Source organism: Pseudomonas sp. B14(2017), from assembly GCF_002113255.1.
GTDB classification, from domain to species: domain Bacteria; phylum Pseudomonadota; class Gammaproteobacteria; order Pseudomonadales; family Pseudomonadaceae; genus Aquipseudomonas; species Aquipseudomonas putida_Z.
Map to the genome: position 1 here is coordinate 1 of NZ_NEJY01000038.1, position 18,254 is coordinate 18,254.

Below are 18,254 nucleotides of genomic sequence, written 5' to 3' on the forward strand. Positions count from 1 at the left end.
GCGCCGGTCTTGCTCCCGGGAGTACGCGCTGCAGGCCCCATCCATGGGGCCTCAGCGCTTGACGGGCATCCATGCCCGTCACCTCCCTCCGCAAGACCTCTGCTCGGCCTCCTGAAGTCGCGAAGATCAAGATCAAGATCAAGATCAAGATCAAGATCAAGATCAAGATCAAGATCAAGATCAAGAGCAAGAGCAAGAGCAAGAGCAAGAGCAAGAGCAAGAGCAAGAGCAAGAGCAAGAGCCAGAGCAGAGGGCGCCGACTGGCGGAATGTGGGCAACGGAAGCAAATTCGCACCCAATTGCAGTTGCTCCACGCGACGCGGCGCCTTAGACTGCCGCCCCCTGTAAAAGAGTGCCGGTTGGCGCTTGAAGAATTCCGCTGCCGATGCCAAGGCGTCGGCGGCACCTGAATCGCCCAAATGCACATTTTTTCATAGAGAAATCGATGACCAAGGAACAGTTGCTGGCCATGTCGGCCGATGACTACATGAACGCTGACCAGCTGGCTTTCTTCGCTGGCCTGCTGCAGGCGATGAAAGTCGAAACCCATGAACGCATCGAGCTGAGCCGTGCCACCATCGAAGGCCTGGACACCCCGTCGGATCCTGCCGACGTGGCTTCGGTCGAAGAAGAGCGTAGCTGGCTGGTGAACGCCATCGACCGCGACCAGCGCCTGCTGCCGCAGCTGGAAATGGCCCTGGACCGTATTGCCGACGAAAGCTTCGGCTGGTGCGATGACAGCGGTGAACCAATCGGCCTGAAGCGTCTGCTGATCAGCCCGACCACCAAGTACTGCATCGAAGCCCAGGAGCGCCACGAGCAGCTCGACCGCCACCAGCGCCAGGTGTAACCCCGCGCGGTGTGCCAAGCCCCACGGAGCGATCCCTGGGGCTTTTTGCGTTTCTTTCCGGCGGCGGTTTTGTTGCCCCGTACGTAATACTGCTGTACCGGGATGCGCTGTTTCCGCGCCGTACGCAGGCGTATCATGGCTTTATCGTTAGGGTGCTAATTAAATTCCGGAGGGAATGATGAATAGCCGGGTCGATGTAGCCGTGATGATTGGTTCGGGGGTGCCCGCCACACTGCGTGCGCTGGGTAAACGCATCTGCTGGGTGGTGCTGGTCAATGGCGAACGCCGTGGTACCGCATTCGCCACGCGAGAAGAAGCGCTGGAGTGCCAGGCGGCCTGGCAACAGCAGTTGAAGAAGGGCCTGGCGGCCTGAGTGTAGTGAGTGCTGCCGACGAGCGAACGGGTGTTGTTCAGGGCGTTCCCCTGTAAGAAATGTACTTTGCCTCTCGACGAATTTCGGTGTTTTCGTGCATATTCTTCCCCCAGTAATGCGCTGATGGATTGCAGGGCCCGTTCTCACGTGCGCTCTGGCATTGCCTGTCGCATCTTTTCTGGCGGTTTTGCTGTCAGACATTACGCTTCCCGAATCGGGAATATGCCGAAAGCCTGTATTTGAGGCCAGATCTGGCAAGCCAGAGTAAAGATTCCTGCACGCTGCATCGCCAGCGTGCACAGACATTTCGCATATCGCTTCATTACTCTTTTCGCCTATCGATAAGAAATGGCCGTGCCTCACCGAGCTTGGGTGAGGGCGGGTTGTAACCGGTTGAGGATTACTTCATTGGCAGTCAGCACTCTTGATACCCATGCGTTGTTCGCCCTGGGCGACTTGCGCGGTAAATTGGCCCAGCTGTTCCAGGGCCGCTTTGTCTATGTCACCGAACAGAGTCCCGAAGGCCTGTACATGGCCGAAATCGACACCGAAAGCGCATTGGTCGTCGATGACAAGCAGCGTTTGGAACTGAAGGTCGGCGACCACTTTCGCGCCGCCGTACTGCCCAGCCGCGAAGGCGGCAAACTGGAAATGCGCTTTCGCGAAATCAAGCTGAACGTATATGGCGTGGGCGACTATGCCTTCGTGTCGGTGCCCGAAGGCGAGGGCATCGTGTTCCGTGAAGGCCACGGAGTGATGCTGGTGTTCGCCGCGCAGCAGCAAGTGCAGGAAGGCCTGGGCAAGTTGCTCAAGGCGGTGACCGGCAAGGTTGCCAAATGGCGCAAAGGTGAGCTGACCACCTTCAAGGCCAGTGAATGACCCACAGTGACGACGCGCCCGCCACGCGTGCCGAGTTCCATCGGCAGCATCAGGCGGATGCCGTGGCCGAGGCCGAGCGTTTGCTGGCCAGGCGCGAAGAACTGCAAGGCGCCTGGTTGAACTGGGTGGCAGGGGAATTGTATCGCCTCGGCCCGCCGCCTTATGCGGCCATGGTCCGGCGCGAGTTGCAGCGCCTGGCCCAAGGGTGAGGCGGCAACCTGTCAGTTACCGCGATCGCGGCCGCTGCTGACTTCTTCAGGGACCGGCTCTTTCGCCATGCGCTTGCGGAACAGCGCCGCCCGGGCCAGCAACAGTGTGGTCACCGGTACGGTGATCGACAGCAGGATCGGAATCAGCCAGGCGTGCAGCACCGGGGCATCCTTGAGCCAGGAAAAGTAGATGATCGAAGCCAGTGCCACGCACCAGGCACCAATGGTCGAGGCCAGTGCCGGCGGGTGCATGCGCTGGAAGTAGTCCTTCAGCCGCAACAGGCCCACGGCACCGATCAGGGCGAACAGGCTGCCGGTCAGCAGCAGCGCGGCAGTGACCAGCTCCAGCCAGAAGGGGAGTTGCAGGGTTTCAGTCATTCGATCACCTCACCGCGCAGCAGGAACTTGGCCAGGGCAAACGAGCCAACGAAACCGAACAGCGCAATCAGCAGGGCACCTTCGAAGTAGGTGTCACTGGCATAACGGATTCCCAGTACCAGCATGGTCAGCATGGCCAGGATGTACAGGTAGTCCAGCGCCAGCACCCGGTCCTGGGCGGACGGGCCGCGGAACAGCCGGATAAGCGCCAGGGCCATGGCCAGGGCGAAGATGAACAGGCTGGCGAGGACAGCGTTGGCGAGCAGGCCTGTCATTGGAAAATCTCCATCAGCGGGCGTTCGTAGGTGTCCTTGAAGTGCTGGATGAAGGCCGCCTCATCGTCCAGGTCGAACACATGCAGCAGCAACACGCTGCGGTCCAGCGCCAGCTCGGACCAGACCGTGCCGGGCACTACCGTGGTAATCATCGACAACGCCGCCAGGCCATGCGGGTCGTGCAGGGCCAGCGGGATGTGCACGAACGCCGAGCGCGGCGGCTGCTTGCCGGCGCGCAGCACGCCACGGGCAACGAGCAGGTTGGACATGATCACATCGATGCCGACCCGGCCAATCAGCCGTGCGATGGCCAGCGGCCGTCGCACATGGGCATGCTGCGGGCGCAGCGGTGCCATCAGCAGCGGCGCCAGCACGCCGAGCGCGGCAGCCAGCAGCAGGTTGCCGGGGCTGACCGACAGGTTCAGCAACAGCCACAGGCCGAACAGCGAAACCGATAACAGCGGTGCGGGGAACAGTCGACTCATGGCTGCACCTGTACGTCGAGCGAGGTGGGGCCAGGAATCGGCCGGGCGGCCATCACGGCTTCGATATAGGCGTCAGGGGCCTGCAGGCTGGCGGCGGTGTCCTGGGTGTAGCGCAGCAGCGGTTCGGCCTTGAAGCTGAGGATGATGCACAGGCCAAGCAGGATGACGATGGGCAGGCACTCATAGCGGCGCAGCACCGGCGACGGGCGTTCCTCAGGCTTCCAGAAACGCTGGATGCCGACGCGGCCGAAGGCGATCAGCGAGGCCATGCCAGACAGGATCAGCAACGCCACCAGGCCCCAGCCCGCCGTGCCCAGCGGCTGCTCGACAGGTACGCCCAGCCCCTGCGGGTTGAACAGCGCGCTGATCAGGTTGAGCTTGCCGACAAAGCCCGACAGCGGCGGCATGCCGATGATCAGCAGGGCGCAGGCGATGAAGCTGAGGCCGAGGAAGGCCATGGTCCACGGGATGATCTGGCCGATCACCACCTTCTGCTCATCGTCGAGGTTGATGCCCTTGGGCGGGTGCAGTGATTCCAGCGGTGGCGGCATGGCGTCTTCTTCGTCGTCCAGCGGTGCTTCGTTGGCCGAGCGCGAACGTTCGACCAGTTCGGCGAGCAGGAACAACGCGCAAAGCGCCAGGGTCGAGTTGACCAGGTAGAACAATGCCGCGCCGGTCAGCGCCGCTTGCGCAAAACCGACGGCGCCGAGCAGGGTGCCGGCCGAAACCAGGATGCTGAGGGCGGCCATGCGCTCCAGGCGCTGCGCGGCCAGGATCGACACCGCTGCCACCGCCAGGGTGACCAGGCCACCGTACACCAGCCATTCACCACCGAAGTGCGCCGAGGCCCCGGCCTGCCCGGAGAACAGCAGTGTCCACAGGCGCAGCACGGCATACAGGCCGACCTTGGTCATGATGGCGAACAGCGCAGCCACCGGCGCGCTGGCGGAGGCATAGGCCGGCACCAGCCAGAAGTTCAGCGGCCAGATGCCGGCCTTGACCAGGAAGGCCATGGCCAGGATCGCCGCGCCGGCGTGCAGCAGGCCGCGGTCGGCCTCCGGCACCAGCGGAATCTTCAGGGCCAGGTCGGCCATGTTCAGGGTGCCGGTCACGCCATACAGCATTGCCGCGCCGATCAGGAACAGCGACGAGGCGAACAGGTTGATGGCAATGTAGTGCAGGCCGGCACGCACCCGGGCGCGGCCCGAGCCATGCAGCAGCAGGCCATAGGAAGCGGCCAGCAGCACCTCGAAGAACACGAACAGGTTGAACAGGTCGGCGGTGAGGAAGGCGCCGTACAGGCCCATCAGCTGGATCTGGAACAGTGCGTGGAAGCTGGCCCCGGCACCGTCCCAGCGGGCGCGGGCAAACAGCAGGGCACTGAAGCCGATGATGCCGGTGAGGGTCAGCAGCAGGGCCGACAGGTGGTCGACCACCAGCACGATGCCGAACGGCGCCGGCCAGTTGCCTGGCAGGTAGACACCGATCGATTCCGCCTGGCCCTGGGTGCGCACCCACAGTAGCAGGCTGACCGCGATGGCCAGGCCGGCGAAGGTCGACAGCAGGTTCAGCCGGGCTTTTATCTGCCGGTGTTTCTCGCCCAGCAGCAACATCACTGCCGCGGTCACCAGGGGCAGCAGGATGGGCGCGATGATCAATTGGCTCATGCCACTCATTCGTCACGCTCCCGGCCATCCACGTGGTCGGTACCGGTCAGGCCGCGCGAGGCCAGCAACACCACCAGGAACAGCGCGGTCATGGCGAAGCTGATGACGATGGCGGTGAGCACCAGGGCCTGCGGCAGCGGGTCGGTGTAGTGCAGCAGGTCCTGGGGCACGCCGTCCTTGATGATCGGTTCCTTGCCGATGAACAGGCTGCCCATGCTGAAGATGAACAGGTTGACCCCGTACGACAGCAGGCACAGGCCCATGATCACCTGATAGGTTCGCGGACGCAGGATCAGCCACACCCCCGAGGCGGCCAGAACGCCGATGGCAACTGCAATCACTTCTTCCATCAGGCGGCTCCTGCTTGGCTGGTTTTCGCCGGGTTGCCCGGGCGGTAGGCGCGCACCGACTGGTGCGCCAGGGCAGTGAGGATCAGCAGGGTCGAGCCGACCACCACGGTGAACACGCCGACATCGAAGAACAGCGCGCTGGCCACGTGCACATCGCCGAGCAACGGCAGGTGCAGGTGGGCGGTATGGGTGGTGAGGAACGGGTAGCCCAGCAGCATGGCGCCCGCGCCGGTCAGGGTTGCGCACAGCAGCCCGGTGCCCATCCAGCGCAGCGGGCGCAGGCTCATCTGCGCCTCGACCCACTGGGTGCCGGCCACCATGTACTGCAGGATAAACGCCACCGACATCACCAGGCCGGCGACAAAGCCGCCACCGGGCTGGTTGTGGCCACGCATGAACAGGTACATCGACACCAGCAGGGCGATCGGCAGCAGCAGGCGCACCAGCACCGCGGGCACCATCATGAAGCCCAGGGCGGTGTCGGTGGCATGCCGTGGGTTGATCAGGTCGGTGACCACATCAGGTGCCAGCTGACGCTGCTGCGCCGGCAGTTGCATGCTTTCCTTCGGCGGGCGGAAGCGCCGCAGCAGGGCGAACACGGTCAGCGCCACGGCCACCAGCACGGTAATTTCACCGAGGGTATCGAAACCACGGAAGTCGACCAGCATGACATTGACCACGTTGGTGCCACCGCCCTGGGGCAGGGCCCGGCTCAGGTAGAACGAGGAAATGTCGTTCGGCGTCGGCCGGGTGAGCATGGCGTAGGACAGCACGGCCATGCCGCCACCTACCAGCACCGCCAGCAGCAGGTCGCGCAGGCGACGCATGCGCGCACGCTCCAGGCTGCCCGGCAGCGGCGATACGCCTTCGATCCGCCGCGGCAGCCAGCGCAGGCCAAGCAGGATCAGCACGGTGGTGACCACTTCCACCACCAACTGGGTCAGGGCCAGGTCGGGCGCGGAGAACCAGACGAAGGTGATGCAGGTCATCAGGCCGCAGACGCTGACCATGATCAACGCCGCCAAACGGTGATACTTGGCTTGGTAGGCGGCGCCGATGGCGCAGGCAATGGCGATCAGCCACAGTGCGACGAACACGCCCGAGCCCGGAATCTTCGGCCGGTCGCCCCAGCTCAGGCCGCTGTAGAGCATGGGGGTGAGGCCGGCGAGGAAGGCGGCGAGCACCAGCATGAACAGCTGCGACTGCAGGCGGCGGCTGGTGAGCAGGCGCTCGATGCGCCGCGCCAGCAGCATCAGTTGCACCTGGCCGTGTTCGAACAGGCGCTTGCCGTTGAAACGCTCGATCACCGGCGGGTAGGGGAAGCGGCCCAGGCGCAGCTGCTTGCGCAGCAGCAGGTACAGCACGATACCGCCGCTCATGGCCACCAGGCTCATGATCAGCGGCGCGTTCCAGCCATGCCAGATGGCCAGGCTGTATTCCGGCAGGGTGCCGCCCACCACCGGCAGGGCGGCGGCGGCCAGCAGCGGGCCGACCGACTGGGCAGGGAAGATGCCCACCACCAGGCAGGTAAGCACCAGCAGTTCGACCGGCGCCCGCATCCAGCGTGGCGGTTCGTGCGGGGTGTGCGGGAGGTCCTGCGCCGTGGGGCCGAAGAACACATCGACGGTGAAACGCAGGGCATAGGCCACGCTGAAGGTGCCGGCCAGGGTGGCGATCACCGGCAGCGTGGCCTCGACCCAGGCAGTGGAACTGATGAACACCGTTTCGGCGAAGAACATTTCCTTGGACAGGAAACCGTTCATCAACGGCACGCCGGCCATCGAGGCGCTGGCGACCATGGCCAGGGTGGCGGTATATGGTACCAGGCGTATCAGCCCGCTGAGGCGGCGGATGTCACGGGTACCGCTTTCGTGGTCGATGATGCCGGCGGCCATGAACAACGAGGCCTTGAAGGTGGCGTGGTTGAGAATGTGGAACACCGCCGCGACCGCGGCCAGCGGGCTGTTCAGGCCCAGCAGCAGGGTAATCAGGCCCAGGTGGCTGATGGTCGAGTACGCCAGCAGGCCCTTGAGGTCGTTCTGGAACATGGCGGCGAAGGCGCCGAGCAGCAGGGTGAGGGCGCCGGCACCGCCGACGATCCAGAACCACTCCTCGCTGCCCGACAGCACCGGCCACAGGCGCGCCAGCAGGAACACCCCGGCCTTGACCATGGTCGCCGAGTGCAGGTAAGCCGATACCGGGGTGGGCGCTGCCATGGCATGGGGCAGCCAGAACTGGAAGGGGAATTGTGCGCTCTTGCTCAGGGCGCCGATGAGGATCAGTGGCAGCAGCACCGGGTACAGCGCATGCTGGCGGATGGTGTTGCCGGCAGCCAGGACCTTGTCCAGGTCGTAGCTGCCGACCACATGGCCGAGCAGCAGGGCACCCACCAGCAGGCACAAGCCGCCCGCGCCCGTGACCATCAGCGCCATGTAGGCGCCGCGGCGGGCGTCGGCACGGTGGTGCCAGTAACCGATCAGCAGGAACGAGAACAGGCTGGTGAGTTCCCAGAAGAACACCAGTTGGATCAGGTTGCCGGAGATCACCAGGCCGAGCATGGCGCCCATGAACGCGAGGAAGAAGGCGAAGAAGCGCGGCACCGGGTCCTGTGGCGACATGTAGTAGCGGGCATACAGCGACACCAGCGTACCGATGCCCAGCACCAGCAGCGAGAACAGCCAGGCGAAGCCGTCCATGCGCAGCACCAGGTTCAACCCCAGGCTGGGCAGCCAGAGGAATTCTTCGCGAATCACGCCACCGTGGGCAACCTGAGGGTACAGCAGTGCTACCTGGACAGTGCCGACCAGGGCCACGAGCCCGGCGAGAATGGACTCCGCGTTACGTGCGTTGTGCGGCAGCACGGCTGCCAGGCAACTGCCCACGAACGGCAGAAGCAATAGCACTATCAATGACATAGCGTTCTATTCTGGAGAAGTTTGCAAAGAATCATACGTGCCGAGGGGTTGATCACCAACACGCAAGCTGTCGCAGAATCCTACAAACAGGCTGTGACAAGCTGTTTTTTTATAACAGATTCTTACAAAGCATAGCCGCAGTTGGCGGCTTTACAGGCCAGCCTGGCGTTCGCCTTCATCCTGCACGTCCCGTGCTTCGGCCACCTCGCGCGGGCGGCGCACCTTGAGTTCGCTGACCACCACCGCGATCACGATCAGCAGGCCGCCGAGCAGTGCCACGCCCGGCAGGCGCTCACCGGCGATGCGCCCGACGATCCCCGCCCATACCGGTTCGCCGGCATAGATGAGGGTGGCGCGGGTGGGCGAGACCGACTTCTGCGCCCAGTTCATTGCCACCTGGATCACCGCGCTCATGGCGCCCAACCCCACGGCACTGGCCAGCAGCAGCCAGGAAAAGTCGGGTATGCGCTCCTGGGTCGGCACGATCATCAGGAACGCCAGCAGCGAGGCGGTCGCCAGCTGCACCACGGTGACCCGGCGCACATCGACCTGGCCCGCGTAGCGGCTGATCAGGATGATTTCGCCGGCAATGGCCACGGCGCTGACCAGGGTTACCAGCTCGCCTTCGCTGAAGTGCAGGCTGCCACCCTCAGGGCCGGCCAGCAGCATCAGGCCGATGAACGCCAGGGCAATACCGATGCTGGGCATCAGGCCGGGGCGCCGGCCCAGCACCAGCCATTGCAGCAGCGGCACGAACGGCACGTACAGCGCGGTGATGAACGCCGACTGGCTGCTGCTGATGGTTTGCAGGCCCATGGTCTGCAGGCCGTAGCCGAGCATGATCGACACCCCGATCAGCATGCCGGCCTTCAGTTCGGTGAAGGTCAGCCCCGGCAGCGCCCGCGCCGAGACCACCCCGACGAACAGCGCGGCTGCAGCGAAGCGCAGGCCGACGAAGAACATCGGGCCGCTGACGGTCATCACGTTGTGCACCAGCAGGAAGGTGCCGCCCCACAGCATGGTGATGAACACCAGCACCAGTTCGGCCTTGCTCAGGCGAAAGGCAATGGCAGGGGTCGGTTTGCTGCTGGGCTGGCTCATGGTCTTGCGCACTCGGAGGGGGCGGCGCACAATCGCCGCAAAGTGGGCAGTATACTGCGCAATACCGACCAGTGAGCAATATAGTGCACAAAGATTCCTCGCACCGGGCATCGGTGCTGCAACATGTCAGCCTCAATGTACGCAGCCTGCGCAATGCCACGGGCATGAGCCAGACGGCGCTGGCGGAGCGCTCCGGTGTCAGCCGGCGCATGCTGGTGGCGATCGAGGCGGGCGAAAAGAATGTCAGCCTGACTACCCTCGACCTGATTGCCGAAGCCTTGGGCGTGGCTTTCAGTACCCTGATCCAGGCACCTGACCAGCGTGATCCCGGGCGCATCGAAGAGTTGGCCTGGGCCGGGGAGCACCCGCAGAGCCGAGCGGTGCTGCTGGGCAGCAGTGTGGCGCGGCGCGAGGTGGAGCTGTGGGAATGGACCCTGGCACCGGGCGAGTGCTATTCCAGCGAGGCTGATGCCGAGGGCTGGAGCGAGCAGATCTATGTGGCGCAAGGGCAACTGACGCTGATTATCGAAGGGGTCGAGCATCGCCTGCAGGTCGGGCAGTTCCATGTGTTTCCCAGCAACTGCCGGTATGCCTATCGCAACGATGGGGCGGTGGCGGTGCGGTTTGTGCGCAATGTGGTGATTTGATCGAGAGGTGTTGCTGCCTCCAAGGCCTCATCGCCGGCAAGCCAGCTCCCACAGGTTCGCCACTGGCTCTGAGCCTGAAGGTGGGCCTGTGGGAGCTGGCTTGCCGGCGATGAGGCCCGTATGGGCAACCCAAGGTTCGTGGTCAGTCTCCTATCAACTCATCGGTCCTGACCACCTTGGCATAGGCAAACGCCAACGCCGCCATCACTGAATCATGCACCTGCGCCGCCGGCACCCGCTTGCCATCGAACTCCAGTGGCAGCGTGGCACAGGCGTCGTGCGCCACGGTCACGTCGTAACCCAGGTCGGCCGCGGCCCGGGTGGCGGCGTCGATGCACATGTGGCTCATGCTGCCGACGATGGTCAGGGCCTCGACGCCATGCCGGTCCAGCGTGTGCTCAAGGTCGGTACCGAGGAAGGCGTTGACCTTGTGCTTGAGCACCACCGGTTCACCGGCCTGAGGCTCGACCTTGGCATGGATCGCCGCACCCTGCGAGCCTGGCGCGAAGAACGGCGCATCGGCGCTGTCGAACTCATGCCGCACATGCACCACCAGGTCGCCCCGTTCACGCGCCGCCGCCAACAGGCGGGCAGCATTGTCGGCCGCCTGGTCGGCACCATCGAGGGTCCATTTGCCGCCCGGGAAGTAGTCGTTCTGGATGTCGATGATGATCAGCGCCTGCTTGCTCATGCTGCCTCCTGTGGCAGTAGTCGTTGGATGACGTTAGTTATAGGCTGTGTGCACTGACCTGAGGATTGGCGCGAACGACACTATGCAGGCAAAAACTGACAACCCCGCCAGCCTGGACATCGGCCTGCTGCTGTACCCCGGTGCGCAACGTGCTGCCGTGCATGGGCTGGCCGACCTGTTCCTGGTGGCCAATCGGGTGGTTGCCGAACTGGGTGCCGTCGAGTTGCCATCGGTGCGTATCAGCTTCTGGCAGGCGGACGAAGCGGGGCACTTGCAGCCTGCCCCTGAGAGTCCACCTGCCGCCGCGGCCGATCTGCGGGTGCTGATCATTCCGCCGAGCCTGGAGTCGGCACCTCAGGGTGAGCTGCTTGAGCGCCATCGTGCATCGTTATGCCAGTTGCACGGGCACGGCACGGTGCTGGCGTCGGTGTGCATCGGGGTGTTCTTCATCGCCGCCAGTGGCCTGCTCGACGGGCGCCCGGCCTGCACCCACTGGAACTACGTGCATTCGCTTGCCCAGCGTTTTCCCAAGGTGCGGGTCGAGGCCCAGCAACCGTTGCTGGACGATGGCGACATCGTCACCTCGGCCGGGTTGATGGCCTGGACCGACCTGGGCTTGCGCTTGCTGGAGCGCTTCATGGGCGCGACGGTGGCGCGGGAAACTGCCCGCTACCTGGCGGTCGACCCGGTCGCGGCGCCACTGCCCGGTGCAGTGTTCAATCCACGCCTGGACCATGGCGATGAGGCGGTGCTGAAAGTGCAGCACTGGTTGCAGGGCAACGGTGGGCAGGATGCCGACCTGGCCAGCATGGCAGCGTGCGCGGGGCTGGAGGAACGCACCTTCCTGCGGCGTTTTCGTGCTGCCACGGGGCTACGGCCAACCGAGTACTGCCAGCAGGTGAGGGTGGGGCGGGCGTGCCGCTTGCTGGAGTTCACCCGGCGCAATGTAGAGCAGATCGCCTGGGGCGTCGGTTACCAGGACCCGGGAGCGTTTCGCAAGGTGTTTCAGCGCATCACCGGCCTGACCCCGAGTGATTACCGGCGGCGCTTCGCGGTATCGGGTTAGGGCACGGGGGCGTTCCCAGTGCGGAAAACCGCTTGACCTTGACATAACTTGAGGTTTTACCCTGCTCGGCATCGCGCTGTAGGCGTCCGTCACCAGGAGACCGTTCATGACGGCAACATCCCATGCCCTGTGGTTTACCCAGATGATCGAATACGAAGTACCCGGCAGGTTCCAGCAGGCGTTGGCCCAGGCGCTGGTGGCGCGCAGCGAAGCGCTGGCCGCGCGTTGCGAAGGGCTGCAGGGTGTCAGTATCCAGGCCAGCGACGATGGCAGCCGGGTGCTGCAGTACCTGCAATGGCAGTCCCGCCAGGCGTGGGCAGCGGCGGCCGTTTATTTCGTCGGGGAACCTTTCCTCGAACTGCTTGGCCAGCATCAGGCGCGTGGGGTCAACTTTGCTGCCTACCAGACCCTGCGTAGCCTGGTGCGCGGCGCCGATGGCGGCCTGCATTGCCAGGTGGGCGAGCCTCAGGCATACCAGGGCGCGTAGTGCGGGTAGCGGTCCAGGCGGGCGCCAACGACCATTTCACTGATCCATGCCGCCAGGATCGAACTGTAGGCTTTCTGGCTCTCTTCGCTGGACAACGCGTGGTCGGCACCGTCGACGATGCGGTGGGTGAGCGAATGGGCGCTGACGAATGCCGAGCGGTAGCTCATCAAGGTGCTGTGCGGCACATAGTCGTCCTGCTCGGACTCCACCAGCAGTACATCGCCACCGAACTCGGCACAGGCTGCCAGTGCGCGGTTGTCCGCCGGGCCGAGCGGGCGCTGGCGGTAGGCGTTCAACCGTTGCCGGTCGAGGGTTTGCTTGGGGAGGTTCCATTCGTCGTCCCAGTACATGGCGGGCACCCGCAGGGCCAGCCATTTGACCGGCCGCTCGCGGGTCAGCAGGGTGGCCAAGTAGCCGCCGTAGCTGCTGCCGATGATGGCGATGGCACTGGTGTCGACGGCCGGGTGGCTTACCAGCCGGTCGTAGGCCACCAGCAGGTCGGTCAGGTTCTGTTCGCGGGTGACCGTCAGCCGTTGGCTTTCGGTTTTTTCGTGGCCGCGCAGGTCGAAGGTCATGCACACGCAGCCCAGCCCGGTGATATGCCGGGCGCGGGCCAGGTCGCGTTGCTGGCTGCCACCCCAGCCGTGGACGAAGAGAATGCCCGGCATCTTGCTGCCGGGGCTGACCAGGGTGCCGACGATGCTGTCATCCTCGACCTGCAGTTCAACGGTTTCACTCTGAATGGTCATGTTCACGAATCCGCGCGAATTTGCTGAGTTGTCCGAGTTCACTGTCGTTTCCTTGGTAAAAGAGGGTGGCGTCAGTGGGCAGTTCGGGGGTGCCGAACACTTCATGGGTGGAGGCACGCACCCGTTGCAATGCCGGGTCGTCGGCGAACGCCTGCAAGGCCAGCAGCTCGGCACTGCTGGCTCCGCCCAGGCGCCAGGATTGTTCGAGTACGCCGCTGCGCAGGTGGCCCAGGGGATTGACGCCGCGGGCGATGTCGTAGTTGCGCCGTGAGGCGATGAAGCCGGGGAAGTGCTGCTCGGCGGCCTGCTCGTAGGCCATCGCCTGGTTGATGGCCAGGCGCAGCGGCTCCTCCAGCGGCAGTTGCAGCAGTGCCTGGTAGTCACCGCGCACCACCACCAGGTCGGAGCCGCCATACACTTCCGTGCCCTGGTGGTCGCGGGTCAGTTGCTGGGTACCGTGATAGCTGCAGGTCAGGCCGGCGACACGTACCTGGCCGACGCTGAAGGTTTGCACTTCGCTCAGGTCTTCCTCGAGCACCAGCCCCCATAGTGCAAGGTCCTGGTCATCCATGCCGGCCAGCAGCGGTTCCAGTTCATCCACCGCGGTGATGACCTGTTGCCCACGGCCTGCGCAGGCCAGTACCGGCTTGATTCGCAACGGGCCGTCCGCCAATAACAGCTGTGCGGCGGTGCGTGCATCGGCCTTGCTGAACACGGTATAGCCGCGCAGCAGGGCGTCGCTGGCTTGACGGGCGAAGGCATCGGTCCAGCCCGGCGGGAAACTGGCCCCGGCCGGCAACGGGTGGGAGATCGCCTTGGTCGCCATGTAGGGGTGTGCGACCAGGCCACCGAACAGGTCCTGCTCGCTGCAGATGCCCAGGGCGGCATGACGCTTGGGATCGACCAGGGTTTCGGTGGGCAGGTAGTAGTAGCCATCGGTGGCGCTTGGTGGCTGGCCGGGTTGCACGTGTGGGCAGCCCAGCAGGCGGGCCAGGCCATCGGCAAGCTTCAGGTGCACGGCATGCTCGTGGTCGGGGGTGTGCGCGCGGGTGTCGAGCAGCACCACGCCGCTTTTAGGGGCGCAGGCATTGCGCATGGTCATTTGCCTGTGTGCAATGAATGTACTGAGTGTGAAGCCGGTGCTTTGAGGAAGTTCAGCGGAACTTGATCGGTGGTACTGGCCCGTCTGTAGGAAATGTCTGGTATGCGCAGGGCGTGACGGGCAATGCATGCCGTGTGTCGGTCGCCACGATTGCAGGGCTTCGGCGGCTGTTCCATTATCGGCACACTGGATAAACCGTGATGTAGCCGCAGGAGAGCGCATGAACGTTCAGACCACCTTTGGGCAAAGCGTGCCGCAGCGCCTGGCGCAGGTTCGCCAGGCCATGGCCGCAGAGGGCATCGATGCCTTGCTGGTACCCTCGGCCGACCCCCATCTTTCCGAATACCTGCCCGGTTACTGGCAAGGGCGCCAGTGGCTGTCGGGTTTCCACGGCTCGGTCGGCACGCTGGTGGTCACGGCTGACTTTGCCGGGCTGTGGGTCGATAGCCGCTACTGGGAACAGGCGGAACACGAGCTGGCTGGCAGCGGCATCGAGCTGATGAAGCTGTTGCCGGGCAAGCCTGGTGCGCTGGAATGGCTGGGCGATCACGTCGAGACCAATGGCAGCGTGGCGGTAGACGGTGCGGTCATGGCCCTGGCTTCGGCGCGCCAGCTTGGCGACCGGCTGAAGGCGCGCGGGGCGCGACTGGTGACGGACAAGGACCTGCTGGGCCAGGTATGGGAAGGGCGCCCGGCGCTGCCAGGCAACCCGGTCTACCAGCATTTGCCACCGCACGCCACGGTAAGCCGTGCGGAGAAGCTGGCGCAGTTGCGCCAGAGCGTGCAGGCCAAGGGGGCCGACTGGCATTTCATCGCTACCCTGGATGACATTGCCTGGCTGTTCAACCTGCGCGGTAGCGATGTGTCCTATAATCCGGTGTTCGTCGCCTTTGCCTTGATCAGCCAGCAGCAGGCCATCCTGTTCGTCGGCCAGGACAAGCTCGACGATCATCTACGCCAGGTGCTGGCGGCCGACGGTATCGAGGCGCGCGACTACGCCGAAGCAGGCAATGCCCTTGCCGCCATGCCGGCCGGCAGCCGATTGCTGGTCGACCCGGCCCGGGTAACCTGCGGCCTGCTGGATAACCTGCCGGCCGGGGTGGAACTGGTCGAGGGGCTCAACCCCAGCACCCTGAGCAAGTCGTGCAAGGGGGATGACGATCTGGTGCACATCCGCCAGGTGATGGAGCAGGACGGCGCGGCCTTGTGCGAGTTCTTCGCCTGGCTCGAGGCCAACCTCGGTCGGGAGCGGGTTACCGAACTGACGGTCGACGAGCAGTTGAGTGCCGCGCGTGCCCGCCGCCCAGGCTTCGTGTCGTTGAGCTTCTCGACCATTGCCGCCTTCAATGGCAATGGCGCGATGCCGCATTACCGTGCCACCGAGCAGTCGCATGCGGTCATCGAGGGCGATGGTCTGCTGCTGATCGATTCGGGCGGGCAGTACCTTGGCGGTACCACCGATATCACCCGCATGGTGCCGGTGGGCAACCCGAGCCTTGCACAGAAGCAGGATTGCACGCGCGTACTCAAAGGAATGATCGCCCTGTCGCGCGCCACCTTCCCGCGTGGCGTGCTGTCGCCGTTGCTCGATGCCATTGCCCGGGCACCGATCTGGGCTGACCAGGTGGATTACGGCCACGGCACCGGGCATGGGGTGGGTTACTTCATGAATGTGCACGAGGGGCCACAGGTCATTGCCTACCAGGCGGCGCCCACGCCGCAGACGGCGATGCAGGTGGGCATGATCAGCTCGATCGAGCCGGGCACGTACCGCCCAGGGCAGTGGGGTGTGCGCATCGAGAACCTGGTGGTCAACCGCGAGGCCGGCAAGAGCGCCTTCGGCGACTTCCTGAACTTCGAGACCCTGACGCTGTGCCCGATCGATACCCGCTGCCTGGTGCCCGAACTGCTGGCCAGGGAAGAGCTGGACTGGTTGAACGGTTATCACGCCAAGGTACGCGAGCGCCTGGCGCCGTTGCTCAAGGGTGACGCGCTGGCCTGGCTGCAGGCGCGTACCGCGCCCTTGTAAGGTAGTAAATGAAAAGGGCAGCTTGCGAGCTGCCCTTTTTTTCTACTTGCAGATGACGATCATGCTGCGGCTGGTGTAACCCGCCGGGTTGATGCCGAACAAGTAGTCACCGGGTTCTTCATCGCTATCGCCCGAGCGTGCAATGACCCGGTAGCCGCGCGTGCTGCAGGAGCTTGCGGCCTTGCTGTAGCAGTTGTCCCACGAGGAAGACAGGCCGGAGCAATTGATATGCAGGCCCTTCTTGCCCCTTTTGACCTCAGTCTTGGCCGTGGCGGCACATCCAGCAATAGCCAAGATGGCCAGGATGAGCAAAATACGTTTCATTCCTGTCCTTAAATGCAGGGCGGATCAGCTGCCAGGCCCTGTCGTTATCGCTTCGGTTCTTCCTGAAATTTCCCCAGCGTCCGTGTTCGGTCCAGTAGATAGCGTAAAGATGATGATTCTGTGACAGCTTAATGAGCGAGACGGGTCGCTACAATCATTAATCCTGTCTCAAATGAAAATATTTCTCATATCAGTCTGCCGCGACGGCCGGGCTGGGTTCCTTGCGCATGGACAGGGTGGTGCCGACCGACGCGGTAATGATCGCCAGGATGGCCAGCCACTGGGTAAACGTCAGTACCTCGCCCAGGAACAGCAGGCCGGACAGTGCGCCGAAGGCTGGTTCGATGCTCATGAGGGTGCCGAAGGTGCGTGCCGGGATGCGCGTGAGGGCAACCATTTCCAGGCTGTAGGGCAGGGCGGTGGACAGCACCGCGACGCCCAGGGCCATGGGGATCACGGCGGGTGTGAGCAAAGCGCTGCCGGCGTGGGCGATACCGATGGGGGCAACGAACAGCGCGGCGACCACAACGCCCAGTGCGGCACTCTGGATGCCATGCTCGGCCCCGGCCCGCTGCCCGAACAGAATGTACAGTGCCCAGCACACGCCCGCGCCCAGGGCATAGGCTGCGCCGACCGGGTCGAGGGCCTGCCCGCCATGGCCGGCCGGCAGCAACAGCAGCAAGCCGACGATGGCCAGCGCAATCCACAGGAAGTCGATCGGCCGGCGCGAGGAGAAGATCGCCACGGCCAACGGGCCGGTGAACTCCAGTGCCACGGCGATGCCGATCGGTACCGTTTGCAGGGCCATATAGAAGAGGAAGTTCATGCCGCCCAGCGCCATGCCGTAGATGATGACGTTGCGCAGGGCGTTGCGGGTCATGCGCACACGCCACGGGCGCAGGATCAGCAGCATGATGATGCTGGCGAAGATCAGGCGCAGGGTGGTAGTGCCTTGGGCGCCGATGAGGGGGAACATGCTTTTGGCCAGGGAGGCACCGGACTGTATCGATGCCATGGCGATGAGCAGCAGGCCGATCGGGAAGAGGGTAGCGGCCAGGCTGCGGGGCTGGGTGTTCATTTCTGTGCAGCGATCCTTGAGCGGGGTGGGGGTGAGCAATATAGTGCGCAATTATGAGGATGGGGGGCAAGGTGCATGGCGTTGTATTTTCGGTGCCTGTGAGATCGGGCGCCGCGCGGGCGGCGCTCGATCTCACAGGCGCTGCAAGGCTTGCGGCGAGCACCTGGCGGCCCTGACGCGGTCTTTTTCAAAAAGATTCTAAATTATTGAAATTAAAGGTTGACCTCCTGAAACGCCGCCCTATAATGCGCACCACTCCAACGCGGTAGCGAAGCAAAACCAGCCACCCTGTTGAGTCAAGTGTTTGAAGCTAAACGAGTTTCTCGCAAAAAACTTCAAAATAAACGCTTGACAGCAAATGAGGAAGGCGTAGAATGCGCGCCTCGGTTGAGACGAAAAGCTCTTAACCAAACGCTCTTTAACAAATCGAATCAAGCAATTCGTGTGGGTGCTTGTGAGTACGGACTGATAGTCACAAAGATTATCAGCATCACAAGTGGCCATGCGAGAAATCACATAGTCATTTGAGATTGCTGAGCCAAGTTTAGGGTTTCTTAAAAACCCAAGCAGTATTGAACTGAAGAGTTTGATCATGGCTC

The 18,254-nt window shown here is 63.9% G+C and carries 21 protein-coding genes; 9 read left to right on the forward strand and 12 right to left on the reverse strand.

The window, feature by feature from the left end:
- Positions 1 to 71: 71 nt before the first annotated feature.
- The 5 genes from CAG34_RS29060 (at position 72) to CAG34_RS26710 (ending at position 2,311) form a co-directional block, all read left to right on the forward strand.
- A complete protein-coding gene (locus CAG34_RS29060) occupies positions 72 to 410 on the forward strand; it encodes a hypothetical protein (RefSeq protein WP_178080904.1) in 339 nt (112 codons plus the stop codon).
- Between the two features lie 35 nt (positions 411 to 445).
- Positions 446 to 850, forward strand: coding sequence for a TraR/DksA C4-type zinc finger protein (locus CAG34_RS26695; RefSeq protein WP_003259022.1), 405 nt, complete (start codon positions 446 to 448; stop codon positions 848 to 850).
- Positions 851 to 1,028: 178 nt separating this feature from the next.
- Entirely contained in the window at positions 1,029 to 1,223 is a 195-nt protein-coding gene (locus CAG34_RS26700) for a hypothetical protein (protein WP_025338376.1), read from the forward strand.
- Positions 1,224 to 1,631: 408 nt separating this feature from the next.
- Entirely contained in the window at positions 1,632 to 2,102 is a 471-nt protein-coding gene (locus CAG34_RS26705) for a hypothetical protein (protein ID WP_003259020.1), read from the forward strand.
- Positions 2,099 to 2,311, forward strand: a complete 213-nt coding sequence (locus CAG34_RS26710) for a hypothetical protein (RefSeq protein ID WP_003259019.1) — start codon at positions 2,099 to 2,101, stop codon at positions 2,309 to 2,311. The genes CAG34_RS26705 and CAG34_RS26710 overlap by 4 nt, the downstream gene beginning before the upstream one ends.
- A 12-nt stretch (positions 2,312 to 2,323) precedes the next feature.
- On the opposite strand, the gene CAG34_RS26715 is transcribed toward CAG34_RS26710, so the two are convergent.
- From CAG34_RS26715 to CAG34_RS26745, 7 genes are all read right to left on the reverse strand, one after another.
- On the reverse strand, positions 2,324 to 2,689 hold the full coding sequence (locus tag CAG34_RS26715) for a Na+/H+ antiporter subunit G (RefSeq protein ID WP_025338378.1): 366 nt from the start codon (positions 2,687 to 2,689) through the stop codon (positions 2,324 to 2,326).
- On the reverse strand, positions 2,686 to 2,964 hold the full coding sequence (locus CAG34_RS26720) for a K+/H+ antiporter subunit F (RefSeq protein WP_003259015.1): 279 nt from the start codon (positions 2,962 to 2,964) through the stop codon (positions 2,686 to 2,688). The genes CAG34_RS26715 and CAG34_RS26720 overlap by 4 nt, the downstream gene beginning before the upstream one ends.
- Positions 2,961 to 3,449, reverse strand: a complete 489-nt coding sequence (locus CAG34_RS26725) for a Na+/H+ antiporter subunit E (RefSeq protein WP_085593372.1) — start codon at positions 3,447 to 3,449, stop codon at positions 2,961 to 2,963. The genes CAG34_RS26720 and CAG34_RS26725 overlap by 4 nt, the downstream gene beginning before the upstream one ends.
- Complete coding sequence (locus CAG34_RS26730) at positions 3,446 to 5,125, reverse strand: monovalent cation/H+ antiporter subunit D (RefSeq protein WP_085593374.1); 1,680 nt, start codon at positions 5,123 to 5,125, stop codon at positions 3,446 to 3,448. Before CAG34_RS26730 ends, CAG34_RS26725 begins: the two co-directional genes overlap by 4 nt.
- Complete coding sequence (locus CAG34_RS26735) at positions 5,122 to 5,466, reverse strand: Na+/H+ antiporter subunit C (RefSeq protein ID WP_013971840.1); 345 nt, start codon at positions 5,464 to 5,466, stop codon at positions 5,122 to 5,124. Before CAG34_RS26735 ends, CAG34_RS26730 begins: the two co-directional genes overlap by 4 nt.
- A complete protein-coding gene (locus CAG34_RS26740) occupies positions 5,466 to 8,381 on the reverse strand; it encodes a monovalent cation/H+ antiporter subunit A (RefSeq protein ID WP_085593376.1) in 2,916 nt (971 codons plus the stop codon). Before CAG34_RS26740 ends, CAG34_RS26735 begins: the two co-directional genes overlap by 1 nt.
- Positions 8,382 to 8,531: 150 nt before the next feature.
- Positions 8,532 to 9,482 (reverse strand): DMT family transporter, encoded by a 951-nt coding sequence (locus tag CAG34_RS26745; protein WP_085593378.1) that lies wholly within the window; start codon positions 9,480 to 9,482, stop codon positions 8,532 to 8,534.
- Between the two features lie 83 nt (positions 9,483 to 9,565).
- Here CAG34_RS26745 and CAG34_RS26750 point away from each other — a divergent pair, with 83 nt between their 5' ends.
- On the forward strand, positions 9,566 to 10,129 hold the full coding sequence (locus CAG34_RS26750; RefSeq protein ID WP_085593380.1) for a helix-turn-helix domain-containing protein: 564 nt from the start codon (positions 9,566 to 9,568) through the stop codon (positions 10,127 to 10,129).
- Positions 10,130 to 10,271: 142 nt separating this feature from the next.
- Here CAG34_RS26750 and CAG34_RS26755 read toward each other — a convergent pair whose 3' ends face one another.
- Positions 10,272 to 10,820, reverse strand: a complete 549-nt coding sequence (locus tag CAG34_RS26755; protein WP_085593382.1) for a cysteine hydrolase family protein — start codon at positions 10,818 to 10,820, stop codon at positions 10,272 to 10,274.
- An 82-nt stretch (positions 10,821 to 10,902) separates the two neighbouring features.
- On the opposite strand from CAG34_RS26755, the gene CAG34_RS26760 reads away from it, so the two are divergent.
- On the forward strand, positions 10,903 to 11,886 hold the full coding sequence (locus CAG34_RS26760) for a GlxA family transcriptional regulator (RefSeq protein ID WP_085593384.1): 984 nt from the start codon (positions 10,903 to 10,905) through the stop codon (positions 11,884 to 11,886).
- A 106-nt stretch (positions 11,887 to 11,992) separates the two neighbouring features.
- The gene (locus CAG34_RS26765; RefSeq protein ID WP_025338386.1) at positions 11,993 to 12,373 is read left to right on the forward strand and encodes an antibiotic biosynthesis monooxygenase; all 381 of its coding nucleotides are present in this window, start codon (positions 11,993 to 11,995) and stop codon (positions 12,371 to 12,373) included.
- On the opposite strand, the gene CAG34_RS26770 is transcribed toward CAG34_RS26765, so the two are convergent.
- On the reverse strand, positions 12,352 to 13,122 hold the full coding sequence (locus tag CAG34_RS26770) for a S9 family peptidase (RefSeq protein ID WP_025338387.1): 771 nt from the start codon (positions 13,120 to 13,122) through the stop codon (positions 12,352 to 12,354). The genes CAG34_RS26765 and CAG34_RS26770 overlap by 22 nt on opposite strands.
- Positions 13,106 to 14,224, reverse strand: a complete 1,119-nt coding sequence (locus tag CAG34_RS26775) for a DUF3182 family protein (RefSeq protein WP_085593386.1) — start codon at positions 14,222 to 14,224, stop codon at positions 13,106 to 13,108. The genes CAG34_RS26770 and CAG34_RS26775 overlap by 17 nt, the downstream gene beginning before the upstream one ends.
- 220 nt (positions 14,225 to 14,444) lie before the next feature.
- Between CAG34_RS26775 and CAG34_RS26780 the strand changes: the two genes are divergently transcribed.
- Complete coding sequence (locus tag CAG34_RS26780) at positions 14,445 to 16,253, forward strand: aminopeptidase P family protein (RefSeq protein ID WP_085593388.1); 1,809 nt, start codon at positions 14,445 to 14,447, stop codon at positions 16,251 to 16,253.
- A gap of 42 nt (positions 16,254 to 16,295) precedes the next feature.
- Here the strand turns inward: CAG34_RS26780 and CAG34_RS26785 are convergent, their stop codons facing one another.
- Both CAG34_RS26785 and rhtA read right to left on the reverse strand, forming a co-directional pair.
- A complete protein-coding gene (locus CAG34_RS26785) occupies positions 16,296 to 16,577 on the reverse strand; it encodes a hypothetical protein (protein WP_025338390.1) in 282 nt (93 codons plus the stop codon).
- 190 nt (positions 16,578 to 16,767) lie between these two features.
- Positions 16,768 to 17,655, reverse strand: coding sequence for a threonine/homoserine exporter RhtA (gene rhtA / locus CAG34_RS26790; protein WP_085593390.1), 888 nt, complete (start codon positions 17,653 to 17,655; stop codon positions 16,768 to 16,770).
- Positions 17,656 to 18,254 lie beyond the last annotated feature (599 nt).

What these genes read in the sequence shown, in the direction of transcription:
- CAG34_RS26700 (WP_025338376.1), top strand. Translation starts at nt 1,029, where the DNA reads ATGAATAGCCGGGTCGATGTAGCCGTGATGATTGGTTCGGGGGTGCCC.
- CAG34_RS26725 (WP_085593372.1), bottom strand. Translation starts at nt 3,449, where the DNA reads ATGAGTCGACTGTTCCCCGCACCGCTGTTATCGGTTTCGCTGTTCGGC.
- CAG34_RS26780 (WP_085593388.1), top strand. Translation starts at nt 14,445, where the DNA reads ATGAACGTTCAGACCACCTTTGGGCAAAGCGTGCCGCAGCGCCTGGCG.
- CAG34_RS26745 (WP_085593378.1), bottom strand. Translation starts at nt 9,482, where the DNA reads ATGAGCCAGCCCAGCAGCAAACCGACCCCTGCCATTGCCTTTCGCCTG.
- CAG34_RS26760 (WP_085593384.1), top strand. Translation starts at nt 10,903, where the DNA reads ATGCAGGCAAAAACTGACAACCCCGCCAGCCTGGACATCGGCCTGCTG.
- CAG34_RS26730 (WP_085593374.1), bottom strand. Translation starts at nt 5,125, where the DNA reads ATGAGTGGCATGAGCCAATTGATCATCGCGCCCATCCTGCTGCCCCTG.
- CAG34_RS26755 (WP_085593382.1), bottom strand. Translation starts at nt 10,820, where the DNA reads ATGAGCAAGCAGGCGCTGATCATCATCGACATCCAGAACGACTACTTC.
- CAG34_RS26735 (WP_013971840.1), bottom strand. Translation starts at nt 5,466, where the DNA reads ATGGAAGAAGTGATTGCAGTTGCCATCGGCGTTCTGGCCGCCTCGGGG.
- CAG34_RS26710 (WP_003259019.1), top strand. Translation starts at nt 2,099, where the DNA reads ATGACCCACAGTGACGACGCGCCCGCCACGCGTGCCGAGTTCCATCGG.
- CAG34_RS26785 (WP_025338390.1), bottom strand. Translation starts at nt 16,577, where the DNA reads ATGAAACGTATTTTGCTCATCCTGGCCATCTTGGCTATTGCTGGATGT.
- CAG34_RS26695 (WP_003259022.1), top strand. Translation starts at nt 446, where the DNA reads ATGACCAAGGAACAGTTGCTGGCCATGTCGGCCGATGACTACATGAAC.
- CAG34_RS26720 (WP_003259015.1), bottom strand. Translation starts at nt 2,964, where the DNA reads ATGACAGGCCTGCTCGCCAACGCTGTCCTCGCCAGCCTGTTCATCTTC.
- CAG34_RS26775 (WP_085593386.1), bottom strand. Translation starts at nt 14,224, where the DNA reads ATGACCATGCGCAATGCCTGCGCCCCTAAAAGCGGCGTGGTGCTGCTC.
- CAG34_RS26765 (WP_025338386.1), top strand. Translation starts at nt 11,993, where the DNA reads ATGACGGCAACATCCCATGCCCTGTGGTTTACCCAGATGATCGAATAC.
- rhtA (WP_085593390.1), bottom strand. Translation starts at nt 17,655, where the DNA reads ATGAACACCCAGCCCCGCAGCCTGGCCGCTACCCTCTTCCCGATCGGC.
- CAG34_RS26770 (WP_025338387.1), bottom strand. Translation starts at nt 13,122, where the DNA reads ATGACCATTCAGAGTGAAACCGTTGAACTGCAGGTCGAGGATGACAGC.
- CAG34_RS26715 (WP_025338378.1), bottom strand. Translation starts at nt 2,689, where the DNA reads ATGACTGAAACCCTGCAACTCCCCTTCTGGCTGGAGCTGGTCACTGCC.
- CAG34_RS26740 (WP_085593376.1), bottom strand. Translation starts at nt 8,381, where the DNA reads ATGTCATTGATAGTGCTATTGCTTCTGCCGTTCGTGGGCAGTTGCCTG.
- CAG34_RS29060 (WP_178080904.1), top strand. Translation starts at nt 72, where the DNA reads ATGCCCGTCACCTCCCTCCGCAAGACCTCTGCTCGGCCTCCTGAAGTC.